Here is a 19,224-nt window from a genome sequence, read left to right as displayed (position 1 = left end):
GGTCATGAGCCTCCGTCAATTAGTTATTTTAATGATGCTGCATATTTAAATCGAAAGTTCATTCGTCAGTCGATACATTCTTTCGTCAAGGACGTGCTGCGTGGAGAAAATATCTTCGAATTTCGTCTTAGTCAGCTTGTTGTTCTGAATGCCGACTGCAAGTCCGGATTCACCTGCCATCAGCAGTTCGACAGCGTAAGCGCCTAAGCGTGATGCCAGTACGCGGTCCACGCCTGATGGTGAGCCGCCGCGCTGCATATGACCCAGCACAGAGACACGTGTATCAACATTGATATACTTCTTGAGCTGGTCAGCACACTCCTCTCCAGTCATCACGCCTTCAGCGACGATGATGATGGAATGTTTCTTGCCGCGTTCAATCCCCTGCTGGATTTTGTCAGCGACTTCCTTGATATCTTTCTTATGCTCAGGAACAAGCACAGTCTCAGCACCGCCTGCCAGCGCAGACCAGAGCGCGAGATCACCTGCGTCGCGTCCCATCACTTCAACGATGAACGTCCGCTCATGACTTGACGCCGTATCACGGATTTTATCGATAGCATCGATGATCGTATTAAGTGCCGTATCAAAGCCGATCGTAAAATCTGTCCCATTAATATCATTGTCGATAGTGCCTGGAATACCGATTGTTTTGATGCCTTCTTCACTTAACCGCTGCGCTCCTCTATAACTGCCGTCGCCACCGACGACAACCAGCCCTTCAATGCCAAGCGCGTTAAGATTATCAATCCCGCGCTGCCGGACTTCTCTATCTTTAAATTCCGGACATCTAGCTGATTGAAGAAATGTACCGCCGCGCTGAATCTTATCTCCTACAGAACCGCGCTCCATCGGTTTAATATTGTTGTTCAGCAGACCGAGGTATCCTTGGTAGACACCATAAACTTCCACATCATGGAACAACGCTTTTCTTACGACTGCACGAACGGCAGCGTTCATTCCCGGTGAGTCGCCACCGCTTGTCAATACTGCTATTTTTTTCATAGAAAAAGTCCTCACTTTAAAGTTCATATTTACTATTAAATTACCATAAAATAAAGGGTTATTCCATTAAAAGAGGTGTATTCACGCTATGTAAACGTTTTATGGTCCGCAATAATGAAAGAAGCTTACCGGCGCCCTCATCATTCATTAAAATGCAGACGAGCACCGGTAAACTTCTTCATATTATTCTTCAAACTGGCCGATAGTGCGATATTTGTTATAGCGCTGGTCAAGCAGCTGGTCTGCGCTGAGTTCGCGCAGCTCGCTTAATGACTGCTCGAGCTGCTGATTAATCAGCCGGCTCTGCTGTTTGACGTCCTGATGTGCACCGCCGAGCACTTCTTCAATCAAATAGTCGACAACGCCCAGTTCCAATAGGTCAGGACCTGTGATTTTCATCGATTCAGCTGCACGCTGAGCTTGCGCGCTGTCTTTCCAGAGCAGCGCTGCCGCACCTTCAGGAGAGATGACGGAATAAGTGGAGTTCTCAAGCATGAGTAAGTGGTTGCAGACGCCGAGACCAAGTGCGCCGCCGCTTCCTCCTTCGCCGATGACAATGGAGATGACCGGTACTTTAAGGCCTGCCATTTCCACTAAGTTGCGGGCGATGGATTCGCTCTGTCCGCGCTCTTCAGCTGCTTTCCCTGGATAAGCGCCTTTCGTATCGATGAAGCAGATGACCGGACGGTTGAACTTCTCCGCCTGTTTCATAAGCCGCAGTGCTTTACGGTAGCCTTCAGGATGCGCCATACCGAAGTTACGGTAAATGTTGTCCTTTGTATCTTTACCGCGCTGATGGCCGATAACTGTAACCGGCATCCCTTTGTACAGTCCGATGCCGCCGATCAGTGCCGGGTCATCTCTGAACGTTCTGTCACCATGAAGTTCAATGAACTCATCAAAGATTTCCATGATGTAATCAAGGGACGTCGGACGCTCTCCCAGCCGTGCGATCTGCACACGCTGCCATGGCGTCAAGTTAGCATAGATCTCGACAAATTTTTCATGGCGTTCCTGCTGCAGCTGGCTGATTTCACCTGTCAGGTCCACATTTTTATTCACCATATATTTTTCGAGGTCTTTTATTTTATTGTCCAGTTTGACAAGTGGTTTCTCAAATTGAAGTACCATTGGATTTACCTCCATGCATTAATAGAAGCTGCTTCAGAATGTCCCGCATATTTTTACGGTGCACAACTTTATCGAGCTGTCCGTGCTCAAGCAGAAATTCAGCAGTCTGGAAGTCATCAGGAAGCTTCTCGCCGATCGTCTGTTCGATGATGCGTCTGCCGGCAAAGCCGATCAGGCTCTCCGGCTCAGCCAGATTGATATCACCGACAGAAGCAAAGCTCGCGCTGACGCCGCCTGTTGTCGGATGCGTCATATAGGAAATATATAACAGACCCTGGTCGCTGTGACGCTTGATCGCCACGCTTGTCTTTGCCATCTGCATGAGTGACAGAATCCCTTCCTGCATCCGTGCACCGCCGCTTGCTGTGAAAATGACGAACGGCAGTCTGTGCTCTGTACAATGGTCAATGATGCGGCATATTTTCTCACCGACAACAGAGCCCATCGAGCCCATACGGAATCTGGAGTCCATCACACAAATACCAAGCGGCATGCCGTCAATTTCTCCTATCCCGGTCACAATGGCTTCATTCAGCTCTGTCTTTTTCTTATCTTTCTCAAGTTTCTCAAGATAGTCCGGGAAATCAAGCGGATTGGCAGACGTCATGCCGGCATCAAACTCTTTGAAGCTGCCTTTGTCGACAATCACTTGAATGCGCTCATGAGCTGTCAATGCCAGATGATAATCACAGTTCGTACACACATTTAAGTTCTTTCTCAGTTCCTTCGTATACATGATTTTTTTGCACTTCGGACACTTAGTCATAATACCTTCAGGGACATCAGTGTCCTTCATATTCTGAACGACAACATATTTTTTCTTCTTATTGCTTGACCGCTTAAAAATATCTTTAAACATCTGTATCCTCCTGCTCATTAAAGGCACGTTCATAATGCCTCAGCAAATTACCGACCCGGGTCATGATGAAGTTATCCGAACCCGTCTCAGTCAAATGATGCTCTATCACTTTCTTGAACTCTGTAATTTCATTGATCTGCTTATCCGATGAGATCAAGTAGCTGCCGATGAGTTCAAATAATTGATGGTCGTCCATATTGGAGAGAAAAGTTCCTTCTCCTCTTTTTGTCGAAATGATACCAATCAGTTCCATTGCCCGCAGCGCTTCTCTGACACTGGACCTGCTGATATTCAGTTTCTCACTTAAATAGCGCTCAGAAGGCAGCTTGTCTCCTGGTGATAAATGGTTATCCATTATAATTTCCTGCAGTTCATGAACAACAGAGACGAATCCTTTCTGCTGCTTTTCAGTCAAGGTCTTCCACCTCTTATTCTAAATCCGACAGGTCGTAAGTCTTGTTCTCGACATCATCAGGATTGACTTTAATACGGCTGACGCCTGATTCCATGGCCGCTGTTGCGACTGCTTTTGCTACGCTCGGCGCGACGCGTTTATCAAACGGGCCCGGAATGACATAATCTGGTTTAAGTTCATCGTCACTGATCAGCTGAGCGATCGCTTCAACAGCAGCACGCTTCATGTCTTCATTGATATGTGTCGCGCGGACATCTAATGCACCGCGGAAAATACCAGGGAAAGCCAGTACATTGTTGACCTGGTTCGGAAAATCAGAGCGTCCCGTCCCGACCACTTTAGCACCCGCTGCGATCGCTTTGTCAGGCATGATCTCAGGATTTGGATTCGCCATCGCAAAGATGATCGGGTCTGTCGCCATCGTTCTGACCATCTCTTCAGTCAGCGCGCCTTCAACAGATACACCGATGAAGACATCAGCGCCGTTAATCACATCATGCAGTGACCCTTCTACTTTGTCCTTATTCGTCCACTGAGCGACTTCATCTTTCGTCGGATTCATGCCGTAGCTGCGTCCTTCAAAAATCGCACCGCGTGAATCACACATCACCATGTTTCTTACACCGTAGCTGTACAGCAGTTTGACAATGGCGATACCTGCTGCGCCTGCGCCGTTCAATACGACTTTAATATCGGCAAGCGTACGTCCTGTCAACTTCAAGGCGTTCAGCAGACCCGCCACTGTGACAATCGCTGTCCCGTGCTGATCGTCATGGAAGACAGGGATATTCGTCTCCTTCTTCAGACGCGTCTCAATCTCAAAACAGCGCGGCGCTGAAATGTCTTCCAAGTTAACGCCGCCGAAGTTCGGTTCAAGCAGCTTCACCGTCTCAACGATTGTATCTACATCCGTCGTTTTCAGTGCAATCGGAAATGCGTCAACGCCGGCAAATCCTTTGAATAGTACTGCCTTACCTTCCATAACCGGCAGACTTGCCTCAGCCCCGATATTGCCGAGACCAAGCACTGCTGTTCCGTCAGTGACTACGGCTACTGTGTTACCTTTCATTGTATAATCGAATACTTTTCTCTCATCTTCAAAGATTGCTTTGCATGGCTCTGCCACACCCGGAGAATAAGCGAGTGACAGATCGGCGCCATTTCTCACGGTAACTTTGGATTTGATTTCAAGCTTGCCCTGCTTGACTCTATGTAAATATAATGCATCATCTTTCAGTGACAATTTCTTCATCCTTTCGACTTCAGCTTTGTATCGGTCATTAGATTATACAACCAATTGAACAGCTGCTGACAGCATCTTATCCGGGTCACCCGGCACCTCATTTCAGCAGTCATCAAAAATAGCCGTAGTGGTCTGACCACTACGGACTACTATATCATAAAGACCCGCCATATAAAAGGTTAAATCACCCGTATCATTTCCGGCGGATAAGTTTCCAGCAGCTGTCCTGCGGTCGTTTTATCGATCATCGCGAGCTGCTCGCTGGTCCCGGTTGCCATCGAATATTCAAACAGCTTGATCGGACCTTGTCCGAGTGGTAATTCAGGCTTTTTCAGCACATATATTTCCTTCAGCTGATTCATGTAATGTGTCTTGAACGAATCGAACGACTGCACCATGTCAACAATGAGCTTTTCTTTATCGAACTTGCCCTTGATGACGACGACTGCATTTTTCTGCAGAACCGCTTCAACTGTCTTAAAGACATCAGGGAAGATGACAAGCTCCAGTTCCTTCACCCCGTCCATTACTTTTGCGAACGCCATGGGCTGTCCTTTCTTCGTCCGGATTCGCCGCACTGCGCTGACTGCTGCCAGTATATAGCGGCCCGCCGCTGCCTGCTGAATCTGGTAGAGCGGCAGATAGAGATGGGCGCTGAACAATTTCTCAACCGGATGCTCTGACAGAAAGAAGCCGAGATGGTCAAATTCTAAAGCCGCCTGCTGCTCTTCTGTCATCTCCTCGTGATGCCGGTACTTCTTCTTCAGACTGAAGCCGAGGTCTTCCAGGAAATGATCACCTTCCGTCCGGCCGCCTGTATTCAATGCCTCGTCGAGCGAGGCAAGCAGTGTGGCCCGGTTCAGCTCAAACTCATCAAACGCCCCTGTTAAAATCAATGCTTCAAGCACCGGCCGTGTCACAGTTTTTGCCGGCAGGCGATGGATTACATCATACAAGTCAGTAAACGGACCATTTTTCCGTTCGTCAATAATGTCCATCACTGTTCTATAACCGATTCCTTTGATCATGCCGAGTGACAGTACGACAGAACCGTCGACTGCTCGAACAAACCAGTGGGAGCTATTGATGGACGGCTTCGTATAAGGGATGTTCTTAGTTTTCAGCTCGCTGATAAAGGCTGCCGTCTTATCCTCGCTGCCGATGACATTACTCATAATAGCGGCATAGAAAAAGGCCGGGTAATGGACTTTCAAATACATCATTATATAGGCGATCTGGCTGTAAGCTACAGCATGTGCTCTCGGAAACCCGTAATCCGCAAACTTCAGAATCAGCTGATAGATCTGTTCTGCCGTCTCCCGGTCGTAGCCGTTTGTCTCACTGCCTGCGATGAAGTGCTGCTTCTCCGCTTCAAGGACATCGCGCTTCTTCTTGCTCATCGCCCGCCTTAAATTATCCGCTTCACCTAACGAGAACCCCGCAAACCGGCTCGCGATCTGCATAATCTGCTCCTGGTAGATGATGACGCCGTATGTTTTACCGAGAATCGGTTCAAGGTCAGGATGAAGATAAGTGACCGGTGCTCCGTGACGTCTGTCGATATAGAGCGGAATCTGCTCCATCGGTCCCGGCCTGTAGAGACTAAGCACGGCAACGATATCTTCAAAACTCTCCGGCTGAAGCCGTCTTAAAACATTTCTCATGCCTTCTGACTCCAACTGGAAGACACCGCTCGTATCAGCAGCTGACAGGCCGCGGAAGACGTCTTGATCATCATAGCGGATAGTATCTGTCGTCAATTTAATGCCCGCCTGATTCAGCACGCGCTGAATAATCGTCAAGTTGCGGAGACCGAGAAAATCGATCTTCAGCAGGCCGAGCCGTTCTACTTCCGTCATTGTCCACTGCGTCAAGTTGATGCCGTCCCCCGGCAGCAGCGGGACGTAGTCTGTCAATAGCTGGTCATGGATGATGATGCCTGCTGCATGAGTTGATGTATGACGCGGCAGCCCTTCCAGCTGACAGGCAATCTCAAACCACTGCTGATGGCGGTCATCCTTATTGACAAAGGCCTTGAAGTCATCAAGCTGATAAGCATCATTAAGTGTCAGGCCAAGCTTCTTCGGCATAAGATGGGATACATACTTCAAGTCGTCATCACTGAACTGCAGTATCCGTCCGACGTCACGCATGACAGCCCGGGCCAGCAGATGGCCGAAAGTGACGATACCACTCACATTGAAAGCACCGTATTTATCGATGCAGTAACGAATGACTTCTTCGCGCCTTGTATCTTCAAAGTCGATGTCAATATCAGGCATAGTCACCCGTTCAGGATTCAGAAAACGTTCAAAGAACAGCCCGTGTTCAATCGGATCGATCATCGTGATGTTAAGCAGGTAGCTGATGAGTGAGCCGCCTGAAGAACCACGCCCCGGTCCGACAAGAATATGCTGGGATTTGGCATAGTTGATTAAATCACCGACAATAAGGAAATAATCGCTGAACCCCATTTGAGTGATAATACGATATTCGTGCTGCACGCGCTGTTCGTAGCGCTCATCGAAATGCTTGATTTTCTGACGGCCGTGCTCAATCAGCGACCATAAATAATCATCGCTTGTTTCGTTGTCAGGCGTCTTAAATTTCGGCAGCTTTTGCAGCGCTTCAATCGTCACATGACATAGTGCCGCAATCTCTTCCGTCCGCGCCATATAGTCTTCGTTGATGTCAAGCGCTGCCAGCTGCTCACATGTCTTAAAATAGTCATCGCCGGTCCGGTTACCGAGGGACTCAAGCATTAGTTTTTCATTGCTGTCAATCGCCTGCAGGACCGTCAAGTCTTTGAGACCGGACGGCTTCATATAACGTACAGCCGCTAAATAGACTTTCTTGTCATCAGCCACTGCTGACAGATGGCAGGCGTAGCTCTCATCATCCACAAGATGACTGAGGGCAGCAGGCAGTTGCTTGAAAATAACGACGGTCTGCTGACGATAGCTGTCAAACAGCGTCAGCGGCACAGTCGTGAGTCCCTTCAACTGAATCTTCGAAGACAGCTTCAGCAGATTATCATAGCCGGTCTGGTTCTTTGCAAGAATGACCGCATCAAATTCATGACTACCGTCAGTCAAGTGAACCGTCATGCCGATGATCGGCTTAATCTGCTCTGCTATGCACGTCTCATAAAACGCCTGGACACCAAACAACACATGCGTATCCGTTAAGGCGAGAGCGTGCTGGCCATCTGCCTTCGCTGCTGCTGCAAGCTCTTTAATTCTTATCGTGGACTGCAATAAGTCATAGCAACTATGAATATTCAGCTGGACGACCATACGCTCTCTCCTTTACTTCACTGTCTCTTTCAGCTCACGCACCAGCTGCTCAAACGCTTCTCTGCTGTAGACCGTGGCACCGCTCGCCAGCGGGTGGCCGCCGCCGTTATAGCGGGCTGCCAGCTCATTGATGACTGCGCGCTTGCTGCGGATGCGCGCTCTGATCTGATCTCCTTCATCCACTGCGAACACCCATGCTTCAATGCCTGCCACATCACTCATACTGTTGACGAAGAGCGCAGCATCAGATGCTGTGATATCAAACTGCTCCAGCACATCCTGCGTGATAAAAATAAAGCCGACATGGTCTTCATAGCTGAAGTGCTGCAGCACGTAGCCCTGGAAATGAATGCTCTTCAGCGGCCGTTCACCCATTTGGTTCAGCAGCGTCGTATGATTGATATTATATTTCAGCAGCTTTGAGGTAATCTCCATCGTGCGCGGCGTCGTGTTATTAAAGAGGAATCTTCCGGTGTCCCCTACAATTCCTAAGTAGAGGTATTTAGCGACCTCCTGGGTAATATAATCCTCGCCGTAGCCGCATAACAATAAAATCTCATAGATCATCTCACTCGTTGATGACGACTTCGTATCGACAATGTTCAGTTCCCCGTACTGGTCGACCGGCGGGTGATGGTCAATCTTAATCAAATATTTGCCTGCTTGATAATGCTCCCCATCGATGCGGGGTGCATTGCCGGTGTCAAGTACGATAACCAGTGCCTCTTCATAGTCCTCGGGCGTCACTTGATCCATGCCGCCGAAAAACTGAAGGCTGTCAGGCATATCACCGACGGCCAGCACTTTTTTACGCGGCCACATTTTGTGGAGCGCTGTTTTCAGTCCAAGCTGTGAGCCTAGTGCGTCAGGATCCGGGCGGACGTGACGGTGAATGATGATCGTATCATATAAATTCAGCATATTCTGCAGTATCTTGATTTGTTGGTTATCCATAATATCTCCTAAATATCGTTTTACAGTTTTTATCGTCATTGCTATAATGCAGTTGGAGGTCGTTCGTTATGTGGCAGACAGTTTTTCCTTATATTATTTCAGTGACTGTATTGATTATGATCATCACCTTCATGCTTTCACTGTATCAGTTCGCTAAATATTTCCGTACAAACCGCGACGTGAGACGTGCATGGCACCGGGCGCGCGGCAGAATGATGTTCGGCATCTTTATGATTGCTTTTGCCGGCAATCAGCTCCTGCTGTTCTCAAGCGCTGTGACTTATATCATCTGTGCAGTGCTGATTGTTTTCGGACTCGCCAATATCAATTATGGTATTAAAGCAGGCCGCTACTTTGAACAGTATTTTGATGAGGAAGATCGAGCTTGGGCAGAACTCGACAAAGACAAGAAAGCTTAAGGCTTTCTTTTTTTATGCTTCAATCAGCTGACACATCAGCATGGCCTTCGCGACTGTTTCCTGCTTGGTGCATATATCCACTTCCAGCTTCGCAAACTTCCGGCCGGAATCCAGCTGCAGCAGCACGACCGACAGTTCCGAATCGATAGGCACAGTCTTCAGAAAATAAATGTTCAGACTTTCAATGAGAATCTCACGCTTACGTTCGCGCTTCATCGCATGCTTCGTTGCTTCTTCAATAATGGCGACAAATACCGATTTACTGACCGTGCCGAGGTTGCTCGACATTTGAGGCGTCATTCTGACAGTGATAGCATTGCCTTCAAAGCGCATATATTTCAGCACCTGGTCATTGATTGTGTGCCCGATCTGCGGCTGACGGTCTGCTGACTGCATCGCCAGCAGCACATCTTCACGCGTGACGATCCCAGTCAGCTTGTGCTGTCTTGAGATGACCGGCAGAAGTTCAATGCCTTCCCAGATCATAATATGGGCGCATGCAGCAACTGTTGAATTCTCTGATACAGTAATCGGGTTTTTAGTCATCAGCTTCTTAATCTTGACACTGTTGTCCTGGTCGATAATATCTTTATGTGTGACAATGCCGCATACTTTCTGCTGCTCATCCAGCACGGGAAAGCGGGTATGCCCGGATGACACGGATAATTCCTTCCAGTCACGCACTGTATCGCTGTCATAAAGTACGCTCGTCTTGTCAGCGGCAATCAAAATCTCTGCGACAGACAGTACTTCCTGTTTAATCAGCTGGTCGTAGATCGCGCGGTTGATCATGTTGGCGACTGTAAACGTGTCATAAGTAGATGAGAGGATAGGCAGTCCTTTCGCATCAGCCAGCTGCCGGATGGATTCATCCGCTTCAAAGCCGCCGGTGATCAAGACTGCAGTATCCTTTTCAAGGGCGATCTGCTGGACGTTCGGCCGGTTACCGACGATAAGCAGCGTATTCGCCCCGAGATATTTCGCTACATCTTTCTCTTCCATTGCGCCGATAGCGAACTTGGCAAGTGATTTATGCAGTCCGCTTCTGCCACCGAGCACCTGGCCGTCGATAATTTTGACGATTTCAGCAAATGTCAGATTATCGATGGTCTCACGTGTCTTCTTCTCGATTCTCACTGTACCGACGCGTTCTATCGTCGACACAATCCCTCTGTTCTCGGCATCTTTGATTGCCCGGTAAGCCGTTCCTTCTGATACTTTTAAATCTTTGGCGACTTGTCTGACAGAAATCTTGCTGCCGATCTTCAACCCTTCAATATGTGCAATAATCTGCTCGTGCTTTGTCATGCTGTCACCTCAAACTACATTCATTAACCAGGGCTCAACGCCCTGTTATTTGTTCATCAACTATAATACTACTGCTTCACCGGGCTTCAGTATGTCGACCCGTGTTTTCACCTGTGCTTTGAATTCCTCAGGGTCCTGCTTGATCAGTTCAAATGTATCATAATGAATCGGCACAGCAATCCGCGGCTTGATCAGCTCGTTCACTGCGTAGCTCGCATCATCAATTCCCATCGTGAAGTTATCACCAATAGGTACGAAGCAGAGGTCAACCGGATGACGTTGTGCGATGAGCGCCATATCAGAGAATAATCCTGTATCGCCGGCATGATAAATCACCTGTCCGTCTATAGTGAAGATGAGTCCGCACGGCATGCCTAAATAAATAATCGTGCCGTCTTCTTCAGTGAATGAATTGCTGTGAAAGGCCTGCACGAACTTCACTTTACCGAAAGCAAACTCACAGTTGCCGCCGATATTCATCGGACGCCCGTTCTCCACGCCTTTAGTGCTCAAATAGTGAATCGTCTCCGGCAGGGCGATCACAGTAGCCCCCGTGCGCTTCGCGATAGCGACGGTGTCTCCTAAATGGTCACCATGAGCATGTGTCAGCACAATAAAGTCCGCTTCAACTTCGTCCGCCTTTAAATCCGATAACGGGTTTCCAGTAATGAATGGATCGACGATGACATGCTGTCCATTCGCTTCAAATGTAATGCAGGACTGGCCATGATAGATAACTTCCATTAATAACACTCCCCTTGATAATATAACTTTATTATACATGAACACCGGTCTATTTGATATGATTGTACATGACAGATATTGAAAGGAGATCATTATGCAAATTGAAAAAATCAACTACCTCAGACAACTGCTGAACGGGAGACTGGATGCGTTATGGATTACTAATCCGGAGAACATCAACTACTTGACAGGGTTTCTGTCCAATCCTCATGAACGGCTGCTCGCCCTGTTGATCACTGAAGATGCACTGACACTGTTCGTCCCTAAAATGGAAGTGCCGGCAGCTGAAGCCGTATTCACCGGTACAGTCATCGGTTATCTTGACACCGAAAACCCGTACACGCTCAGTGCCTTCTCATTCAAGAACATAGGGTTTGAAAGCGAGCATCTATCAGTGAAGCGGCTCGAGGAACTGAAATCCTATTTCAATATGGACGGCTACGTCAGCATCGACCAGACAATCAAAGACTTGCGGAACATCAAATCTGCAGCTGAGCTTGACATCTTGAAGGCCGCTGCACGCTATGCTGACCAGGCAGTGGAAATCGGTGTCCAGGCGCTGACAGAAGGAATCAGTGAGATAGAAGTCGTGCGTCACATTGAAGCCGCGATGCTGAAGATCGACGGTATCACGGCAATGAGCTTTGACACGATGGTATTGTTCGGCGACCATGCAGCGCTTCCTCACGGGACACCGGGCAGCCGCACACTGAAAAATGGAGAATATGTATTGTTTGACTTAGGAGTTGTCTATAACGGCTACTGCTCAGACATCACAAGAACAGTCGCTTTCGGTGAAACAGCACCGCTTCACGACACAATCCATGCCATTGTCACAGAAGCAAACAACCGCGCCATCCAACTCGTCAAACCCGGCGTCCGTATTGCAGACTGCGATGACGCGGCCCGCAGCTATATTACAGAGCAGGGCTACGGCGACCAGTTTCCTCACCGCCTCGGCCACGGCCTCGGCATCAGCGTCCATGAGTTCCCTGACATTTCGTCAGCAAATGATGACTGCTTCAAGGAAGGCATGGTCTTCACGATTGAACCCGGAATTTATGTTGAAGGAGAAGTCGGTGTCCGTGTCGAAGATGATCTCGTCGTCACAAAAGACGGCTGCGAAGTGCTGACGCGTTATCCGAAATGATCAGGGAAGCAGTCGTTGAAACGTTCCCTGAAGTGGTTGCTGCGGTCAACCGCGGGGCTGACCGTATCGAACTTTGCGCCAATATGAATGTCGGCGGCACGACGCCGAGCTACGGCATGGTCAAATGCGCCGTCGACTACTGTCATCATATGAATGTCGAAGTCGCCGTCATGATCAGACCGCGCGGCACTTTCACTTATGATGTATTCGAACAGGAAGTGATGCGGCAGGACATCATCGAATATACAAAGCTCGGTGCAGACTACTTTGTGTGCGGCGCACTGACAGCGGACAGCTCGCTGGATGTACTGACCCTCCAGAAACTGATGAGTGTCACACATATCCCGTTCGTCATGCATATGGCATATGACCATATTCCTAAGCATCAGCAGCTGAAAGCGATGGACCAGTTGATTGAACTCGGTGTCATCCGCCTGCTGACACACGGCTCGGCTGATGCTGCGACTTCCATACTTGATAATATCAGTCAGCTTGCCCGCCTGCTCGTCTATTCAAAAGGCAGACTAGAGATCATGCCTGGCGGCAGTCTGACTAAGGATAATGTGGAGCAGCTCATCAGTCAGATTCCGTTCCAGGAAGTTCACGGCACGAAAATCGTCTAGACAACAAAAGAAGCAGGATCTCCGCTGAGGTCCTGCTTCTTTATTATATTATAATAATGTTTTTGCTTCGCGGTACTCAAGCCCCTGGTCTTTTGCTACCGCTTCAAATGTGACAAAACCATTCAATGTGTTGAGCCCTTTATACAGTGCCGGGTTCTGCTTGACGGCTTCGACATAACCTTTGTTGGCAATCTGCAGCGCATAAGGAATAGTCGCATTGTTCAGTGCCATTGTTGACGTTCTTGGGACAGCACCCGGCATGTTCGCTACTGCATAATGAACAACATCATATTTCATGTAAGTTGGATCATCATGAGTGGTAATGCGGTCTGTCGTTTCAAAAATACCACCTTGGTCAATCGCAATATCGATGACCACAGAACCCGGTTTCATACCTTTGACGACTTCTTCTGTGACGAGCTTCGGCGCTTTAGCACCTGGAATCAACACCGCACCGATCACAAGGTCACTCTCTTTCACGCTTTCATCGATATTAAACGGTGTAGACATCAACGTCTGCACGCTGTTACCGAACAGGTCATCCAGCTGCTGCAGTCGATTTGGATTTAAGTCAAGGATGGTTACTTCTGCGCCAAGACCTACGGCCATCTTCGCAGCATTCATGCCTGCCTGGCCGCCGCCGATAATCGTCACTTTCCCTTTGTGGACGCCTGGGACACCCGCAAGCAGAATACCTTTACCGCCGTTTGTTCGTTGTAAGTACTGCGCGCCGAGCTGTGTCGCCATACGTCCAGCTACTTCGCTCATCGGTGATAACAGCGGCAGGAAGCCATTGTCCAGCTGCACTGTTTCATAGGCGATGCCCACTACTTTGTTGTCCAGCAGTGCTTTTGTCAGTTCCGGCTCCGGTGCAAGGTGGAGGTAAGTAAACAGAATTAACCCTTCTTTGAAGAAGCCGTATTCAGATGCCAGCGGTTCCTTTACTTTCATGACCATGTCAGCATTCCATGCTTCTTCAGCAGTAGCTGCAATTTGACCGCCTGCTTTAACATAGTCTTCATCGGTAAAGAATGAACCCATGCCAGCCGCTGTCTCGACAACCACTTCATGACCGCTTTCCACTAATGAATAGACGCCTGCCGGTGTCAATGCCACACGGTTTTCATTATTCTTGATTTCCTTAGGTACACCAATTTTCATGTTGTTCTGCCTCCTTAATATGGTTCACATTCATAGTAACATTTCATTTTGAAAACGCAACCATTTATTATAGCACTGCCATAATTTGTGTTATAATAAAAGTGTAGTAAAGAACGATTCAGGAGGGACTTTTATGTTACAGTACAAAAACATCTTAATTGCAGTCGACGGTTCCAGTGAAGCGGAATGGGCATTCAATAAAGCTGTTGAAGTTGCAAAACGTAATGACGCCAAACTCTCCATCATCAACGTCATTGACACTAGAAGCTATGCAAGCGTCGAAGCATATGACCGTTCCATCTCTGAGCGTGCCGCAAGCTTCAGTAGCTCACTGCTTGACGGTTACAAAAATGCAGCTATGGAGCGCGGTGTCACTAAAATTGAGACTTATACTGAATACGGTTCTCCGAAGACAATCATCCCTAAGAAAATTGCTAAAAAACTCGGCGTCGACTTGATCATGTGTGGTTCTACAGGTTTGAATGCCGTCGAACGCTTCATCATCGGTTCTGTCTCTGAAGCCATTGTCAGACACGCCGAATGTGACGTGCTGGTCATCCGAACTGAGATTTTACCGGATAATTTCGAACCGGAAATTGCGACAGATGAATTCATGCAGCAGGCGAAGTAACAAAAAGAGCGCGGGGCATCACTTGAAGGTGATGTCCCGCGCTCTTTATTAAATGATTGATGAATTATGCTAAGTGACCGAATTCCATGACGTCACGAGCAATCATGACTTCTTCGTCAGTCGGAATGACCATAACTTTAACCGGTGAATGTGGATAGTTGATGAATGCTTCTAAATCAATATTTTAGAGACAACTATAAAGAATTTACTCTCAAATAGTAGCTTATAGTATTGATTACAGTCAAGAATTTAATCAATTATTAAGTGTGTAGTTGATTACAATAGCCACTGACTATAGACAAACCTTATTAACAGTAAAAAATAGAAATTTGTCATTTAAATAATTCCTCTCGAACTATCTCGAACGATTCTATTTCTTGATTATTATTAAAGTTTTCAATTTTTTCTTCATCCTTAATGTCTTCTATAAAATATTTATTCAATATATAGCTATTCTTCTCTTTAGATTTTTCAATTTTTAATTCTATTTCTTCTTGACTATTACTAATAACTTTATTAATTTTTACATTTAATATTTTATACCATTCATTTAAAGAAAAATTACAATCAAAAAGATTTATGTCTTTATTAGTATATCCACCAATAGCCATAAGATTACCTTTTTTAGAATAAGCCTCAAAAATTTCTTTTTGCTTTAATGTTTCTTCTGTATTATTTTTTAGAGTTAAAGTTGAATTTTTATAATTATATTTAATAGGCAGATTCAAAACTAATGATATAAGAAGATGCTCAACCATTTCTGCGTCTTCTTTAGAAATAGGAAAATTAATTTTGAATTTTTGATTATTTAAAATTTTATGATGCACTAGTAATTCTTCTAATTCTTTAACTTTATTCCAAAAATTCACCCTACTTGTAACTGTATTTTTTTGCTCTTCAGTAGCCGCTGATTTCAGTTCAACATATTCTTTTATATTAACATTATTCATTCTCACATTTTTATTCATAACTTCTTCTTGACTTATAAATCCATCTAACACTTCATCGATAGCAAGTTTTCCCTCCATTTTACTTACAAATGAAAAATCAATTTCATTAGGTCTTATTAAAATAGATATTATTTGAATATCACTTTTATATTCATACTTTTTTTCTTCTTTACTATTATTCGGTACTCTATTTAACGTAAAACTTTTAGAACCTATTTCAATGATATGATTATCATCTTCCTCGAAATTTTGTGCTTTTACTATCATTTTAATATCTTGTTCTGTACCATTTTTACTAATCATATATTTGTTTATTGGAATCTCAAGATCATTTACTCTAAAAGTTTTTAAGTTATTATTATCCAATGATAGATATATCTGAGAGTTATATAAATATTTTTCAAAGTCATCTAATGAATGAATATCTTCTGGAAAATCTTCAGGTTTAGTAAATTTAAAATTAATTTTTTCAACATCGGCTGGTACTAATGACTCTAATTGTTTATCAAACTTATATTTAAAATTTACATTATCTATATCTGTTGTTAATGACTCCTCCTTAACTTTCTTAGTATAGAACTCTTCTAATTCTTCTGGATAAGAATTTTCATTTGATAAGATTTCTTCAAGGTCTAGTTCCATTAATAATCCTCACTTTCCTCTATTTTCCTTATTTTTGTATAAAGTAATATTTTTTCTTCATCTGTAATATTAATTTCTTTAATAACTTCTATTATTTTCTTATATTCTGTTTGATCAGGGACAACTATATATTTTATATCATCTATTGTAAATTTTAATTGTAATTCATCTATTTCTTTCATTGCATCACTTAAGTGATTAAAATTATATTCTGCTTCATCAGCGATATAAAATTGTTTGATAGTCGTAAATTTTTTAGATAATTTAGGTATAAATCTCCATTCTTGTTCGTCACTGAATAGCCTTATTTCACCATTTTGACTTCCTACTATTTCTTTAGAGTAAAAACAGTAATTAAATACATAGCTGTAAAGTTCATTATAACCTAATGAATTTGCTAAATTTGAAACTTTTTTTAATTCATTTGTAATATCGCAATTTCTAATAACATAGTGTATAGGAGTAATATTATTTTTTAAACCCCATTCTTTTGTTAATGCTATACCATAAAATCCATATTCTTTAACATGATTATCTATTCTTGAGAAACCTATATCACAAAAACAGACCATAGGCACTTGTAACTTTTTAATTTCTTTACCATTAAAACTAAGTCCCATATATTTATAGTTTTCTTCACTAAATCTTGGACTCAAAGCTAAATTTTCCAAACTTTCTCTCAAATATTCAAATTTTTTCATATATTTAATTAACATATTCGCATTAAGTGAACTACTTGAAATTGAATCATAATACTGCTTATTATCCATCTAACTGTTTACTCCATTTCTCAAATTTTTCAGCTAATTTTATATGAAATACATACTTAATCATTCTTTTTTCATACTAATATCCTTATGTCTATCGTGATTTAATTTTACAACACTTTTCATGTTCATTAATAATTATTTTCAACAAAAAAACAAAAACAGTTTATTTAGAGTACTTTCAAATTAAACATGTGATTTGAGCTTTTTTCTGCTTACTTACACCTATTTTAAATGAGTACAATGCTATAATTATTGTTCGTATAATATTTTCAATAAGGGGTGTTGATATGAAGACTTTTGGGAAACGTAATCACGACTTGAATTACTGGAAAAGAACTGGTGCTTATGCAGTTATTCAGAATGAACATGGAGAATTTTTGTGTGTAGAAGACTCTGATGGATATTTATTTTTAGTTGGAGGTGGCATTGAAGAAAATGAATCACCTGAACTTGCACTACTGAGAGAAAGTGTTGAAGAAACTGGTTATGAAGTTCAAATTATAGAATTTATCGGTGAAGCAGAAAAGCATTGGGTGTCAGCTAAATATCCTAATGATTCTCAACACAATATCGGAATATTATATGCAAGTAAACTATTAAAAAAAGTAGCAGATCCGATCGAAAAAGAAGAAATGCGTTGGGTAAGTTTTAACCATTTAGAAAAACATCTTTATCACGAACATCACTTATACTTAATTAAAGAATACCTAAAATAAATAATCATCTAATTAAAGTAACGCAATGGTAATTATGTTACTTGGAAACGTCTTAAATCAATATAGAAGGTCTTCTTACAAAATATAAGAAGACCTTCTATAAATTATTAGCTATTAATCCTGATGAGTTAGATAGAAAGAGTACAGCAGAGGAATTAAGAAACCAATCACTATTATAATGAATACATACTTTTCTAATGATGGATATATCAAACCTGATAGAAAAATCACAAAACCTAGTAATAAAAACACAATTGAGGCTGTACGATGTGTTTTACTCCAAATTTTACTACTACTAACTATCCATGGCGTTTTAATACCTATAGGAGAATTAAAAGGGATTTTTTGATAATAATTACCTATTACAATTAATAATGTTCCGGTTATTAGAAGTATCAACCTATTCATATCAAAAGAAAATCCATTAGCATTAAATATCACTATTAAAATAGCCACAAATACTAGAAATATTACTAAGTTGATGATAATGCTATATACATTTTCATAAGCATCTCTTCTTCCTTTATCCATATTTTTGTACTTAGGTTTATATAGCATAATTAAATATATTATAGTCATAATAACTATCGTCAATAAAGCTGCAATATATTTATTTGCAGACCATATAACAGAACCATCATCTTCTACTTGCATAGGGATAGAATCAGGTAGTGATGGGATCATATAGATCCAGTATAAAATGCTACATAATATGATAATCAGTGATAACTTAGTTTTCTCAAATAGTGTTTTGCTCATAATAAATCTCCTACTTTTCTTTAAATTTTAGTACCCAATGCACGATTTCTTCGAATACGGATACATTGATATTGTAGTAGACGTATTGACCTACTTTTCTAGAATAGACCAAATCTGCATGGCTTAATATTTTTAGATGTTGAGAAATGTTTGACTTACTTACGTCAAATGAATCATGAATTTCACCTGCAGTCATTTCCCCATGTTCTTGTAACAAATCAAGAATCTCTCTCCTAGTTGAATCAGAAAGTGCTTTAAATAAATCTTTCACATATTTCTCCTTAATTTAGTATTTAAGTAATTAATTAAATACTAACATTATATTAAATAAAATTCAATAGGAATTTATTTTGAGTAGTTTAAAATATAAAAGAATTGAATGTTCATAAATTTTTTCTTTTAGTAAAGTTCATCTTTCAATAATAATGTAACATAATTTTAATTAAGT

19 protein-coding genes and 1 pseudogene are annotated in these 19,224 nt (G+C 43.4%); 5 read left to right on the top strand and 15 right to left on the bottom strand.

Going from position 1 to position 19,224, the window contains the following annotated elements; genetic code table 11:
* Positions 1 to 45: 45 nt before the first annotated feature.
* From pfkA to ERX35_RS02595, 7 genes are all read right to left on the bottom strand, one after another.
* Positions 46 to 1,005, bottom strand: a complete 960-nt coding sequence (pfkA, locus tag ERX35_RS02625; RefSeq protein WP_149458371.1) for a 6-phosphofructokinase — start codon at positions 1,003 to 1,005, stop codon at positions 46 to 48.
* Positions 1,006 to 1,188: 183 nt separating this feature from the next.
* The gene (locus ERX35_RS02620; RefSeq protein ID WP_149458370.1) at positions 1,189 to 2,136 is read right to left on the bottom strand and encodes an acetyl-CoA carboxylase carboxyltransferase subunit alpha; all 948 of its coding nucleotides are present in this window, start codon (positions 2,134 to 2,136) and stop codon (positions 1,189 to 1,191) included.
* Positions 2,120 to 2,995 carry an acetyl-CoA carboxylase, carboxyltransferase subunit beta gene (gene accD, locus ERX35_RS02615; protein ID WP_149458369.1) on the bottom strand — a complete coding sequence of 292 codons (876 nt, stop codon included), beginning with the start codon at positions 2,993 to 2,995 and terminating at the stop codon, positions 2,120 to 2,122. Before accD ends, ERX35_RS02620 begins: the two co-directional genes overlap by 17 nt.
* Positions 2,988 to 3,410 (bottom strand): FadR/GntR family transcriptional regulator, encoded by a 423-nt coding sequence (locus ERX35_RS02610; RefSeq protein ID WP_246143104.1) that lies wholly within the window; start codon positions 3,408 to 3,410, stop codon positions 2,988 to 2,990. Before ERX35_RS02610 ends, accD begins: the two co-directional genes overlap by 8 nt.
* A 13-nt stretch (positions 3,411 to 3,423) precedes the next feature.
* Entirely contained in the window at positions 3,424 to 4,653 is a 1,230-nt protein-coding gene (gene ystJ / locus ERX35_RS02605; RefSeq protein ID WP_149458833.1) for an NADP-dependent malic enzyme, read from the bottom strand.
* 179 nt (positions 4,654 to 4,832) lie between these two features.
* Positions 4,833 to 7,949 carry a DNA polymerase III subunit alpha gene (locus ERX35_RS02600; RefSeq protein WP_149458368.1) on the bottom strand — a complete coding sequence of 1,039 codons (3,117 nt, stop codon included), beginning with the start codon at positions 7,947 to 7,949 and terminating at the stop codon, positions 4,833 to 4,835.
* Positions 7,950 to 7,961: 12 nt separating this feature from the next.
* Positions 7,962 to 8,903 (bottom strand): DHH family phosphoesterase, encoded by a 942-nt coding sequence (locus ERX35_RS02595; RefSeq protein ID WP_149458367.1) that lies wholly within the window; start codon positions 8,901 to 8,903, stop codon positions 7,962 to 7,964.
* Between the two features lie 68 nt (positions 8,904 to 8,971).
* On the opposite strand from ERX35_RS02595, the gene ERX35_RS02590 reads away from it, so the two are divergent.
* Positions 8,972 to 9,322: a YtpI family protein gene (locus ERX35_RS02590; protein WP_149458366.1), complete on the top strand. Its 351-nt coding sequence runs from the start codon at positions 8,972 to 8,974 to the stop codon at positions 9,320 to 9,322.
* A gap of 12 nt (positions 9,323 to 9,334) precedes the next feature.
* On the opposite strand, the gene ERX35_RS02585 is transcribed toward ERX35_RS02590, so the two are convergent.
* Entirely contained in the window at positions 9,335 to 10,630 is a 1,296-nt protein-coding gene (locus ERX35_RS02585; protein WP_149458365.1) for a DRTGG domain-containing protein, read from the bottom strand.
* 60 nt (positions 10,631 to 10,690) lie between these two features.
* The gene (locus tag ERX35_RS02580) at positions 10,691 to 11,374 is read right to left on the bottom strand and encodes a metal-dependent hydrolase (RefSeq protein ID WP_149458364.1); all 684 of its coding nucleotides are present in this window, start codon (positions 11,372 to 11,374) and stop codon (positions 10,691 to 10,693) included.
* A 94-nt stretch (positions 11,375 to 11,468) separates the two neighbouring features.
* Here ERX35_RS02580 and ERX35_RS02575 point away from each other — a divergent pair, with 94 nt between their 5' ends.
* On the top strand, positions 11,469 to 12,524 hold the full coding sequence (locus ERX35_RS02575) for a M24 family metallopeptidase (protein WP_149458363.1): 1,056 nt from the start codon (positions 11,469 to 11,471) through the stop codon (positions 12,522 to 12,524).
* Positions 12,521 to 13,147 (top strand): copper homeostasis protein CutC, encoded by a 627-nt coding sequence (locus ERX35_RS02570; protein WP_149458362.1) that lies wholly within the window; start codon positions 12,521 to 12,523, stop codon positions 13,145 to 13,147. The genes ERX35_RS02575 and ERX35_RS02570 overlap by 4 nt, the downstream gene beginning before the upstream one ends.
* Positions 13,148 to 13,195: 48 nt before the next feature.
* Here the strand turns inward: ERX35_RS02570 and ald are convergent, their stop codons facing one another.
* The gene (gene ald, locus ERX35_RS02565) at positions 13,196 to 14,308 is read right to left on the bottom strand and encodes an alanine dehydrogenase (protein WP_149458361.1); all 1,113 of its coding nucleotides are present in this window, start codon (positions 14,306 to 14,308) and stop codon (positions 13,196 to 13,198) included.
* Between the two features lie 133 nt (positions 14,309 to 14,441).
* Here ald and ERX35_RS02560 point away from each other — a divergent pair, with 133 nt between their 5' ends.
* Positions 14,442 to 14,939: a universal stress protein gene (locus tag ERX35_RS02560; RefSeq protein WP_149458360.1), complete on the top strand. Its 498-nt coding sequence runs from the start codon at positions 14,442 to 14,444 to the stop codon at positions 14,937 to 14,939.
* Positions 14,940 to 15,003: 64 nt separating this feature from the next.
* Here ERX35_RS02560 and ERX35_RS11565 read toward each other — a convergent pair.
* The 3 genes and pseudogenes from ERX35_RS11565 to ERX35_RS02550 form a co-directional block, all read right to left on the bottom strand.
* Positions 15,004 to 15,111 (bottom strand): annotated as a pseudogene (locus tag ERX35_RS11565) (hypothetical protein); the annotation flags it as partial.
* 160 nt (positions 15,112 to 15,271) lie between these two features.
* A complete protein-coding gene (locus ERX35_RS02555) occupies positions 15,272 to 16,531 on the bottom strand; it encodes an abortive infection system toxin AbiGii family protein (RefSeq protein ID WP_149458359.1) in 1,260 nt (419 codons plus the stop codon).
* A complete protein-coding gene (locus ERX35_RS02550; RefSeq protein ID WP_149458358.1) occupies positions 16,531 to 17,301 on the bottom strand; it encodes an abortive infection system antitoxin AbiGi family protein in 771 nt (256 codons plus the stop codon). Before ERX35_RS02550 ends, ERX35_RS02555 begins: the two co-directional genes overlap by 1 nt.
* Before the next feature lie 287 nt (positions 17,302 to 17,588).
* On the opposite strand from ERX35_RS02550, the gene ERX35_RS02545 reads away from it, so the two are divergent.
* Positions 17,589 to 18,017: an NUDIX domain-containing protein gene (locus ERX35_RS02545; protein ID WP_149458357.1), complete on the top strand. Its 429-nt coding sequence runs from the start codon at positions 17,589 to 17,591 to the stop codon at positions 18,015 to 18,017.
* Between the two features lie 114 nt (positions 18,018 to 18,131).
* On the opposite strand, the gene ERX35_RS02540 is transcribed toward ERX35_RS02545, so the two are convergent.
* Positions 18,132 to 18,776 (bottom strand): SdpI family protein, encoded by a 645-nt coding sequence (locus ERX35_RS02540; protein WP_149458356.1) that lies wholly within the window; start codon positions 18,774 to 18,776, stop codon positions 18,132 to 18,134.
* 10 nt (positions 18,777 to 18,786) lie between these two features.
* On the bottom strand, positions 18,787 to 19,047 hold the full coding sequence (locus tag ERX35_RS02535; protein ID WP_149458355.1) for an autorepressor SdpR family transcription factor: 261 nt from the start codon (positions 19,045 to 19,047) through the stop codon (positions 18,787 to 18,789).
* Between the last annotated feature and the right edge of the window lie 177 nt (positions 19,048 to 19,224).

Origin of the sequence: Macrococcus equipercicus, from assembly GCF_004359525.2 — a bacterium.
GTDB classification, from domain to species: Bacteria; Bacillota; Bacilli; order Staphylococcales; family Staphylococcaceae; genus Macrococcus; species Macrococcus equipercicus.
Note: the sequence above shows the minus strand (reverse complement) of the source record. Positions and strands in the feature narration are given on the sequence as shown.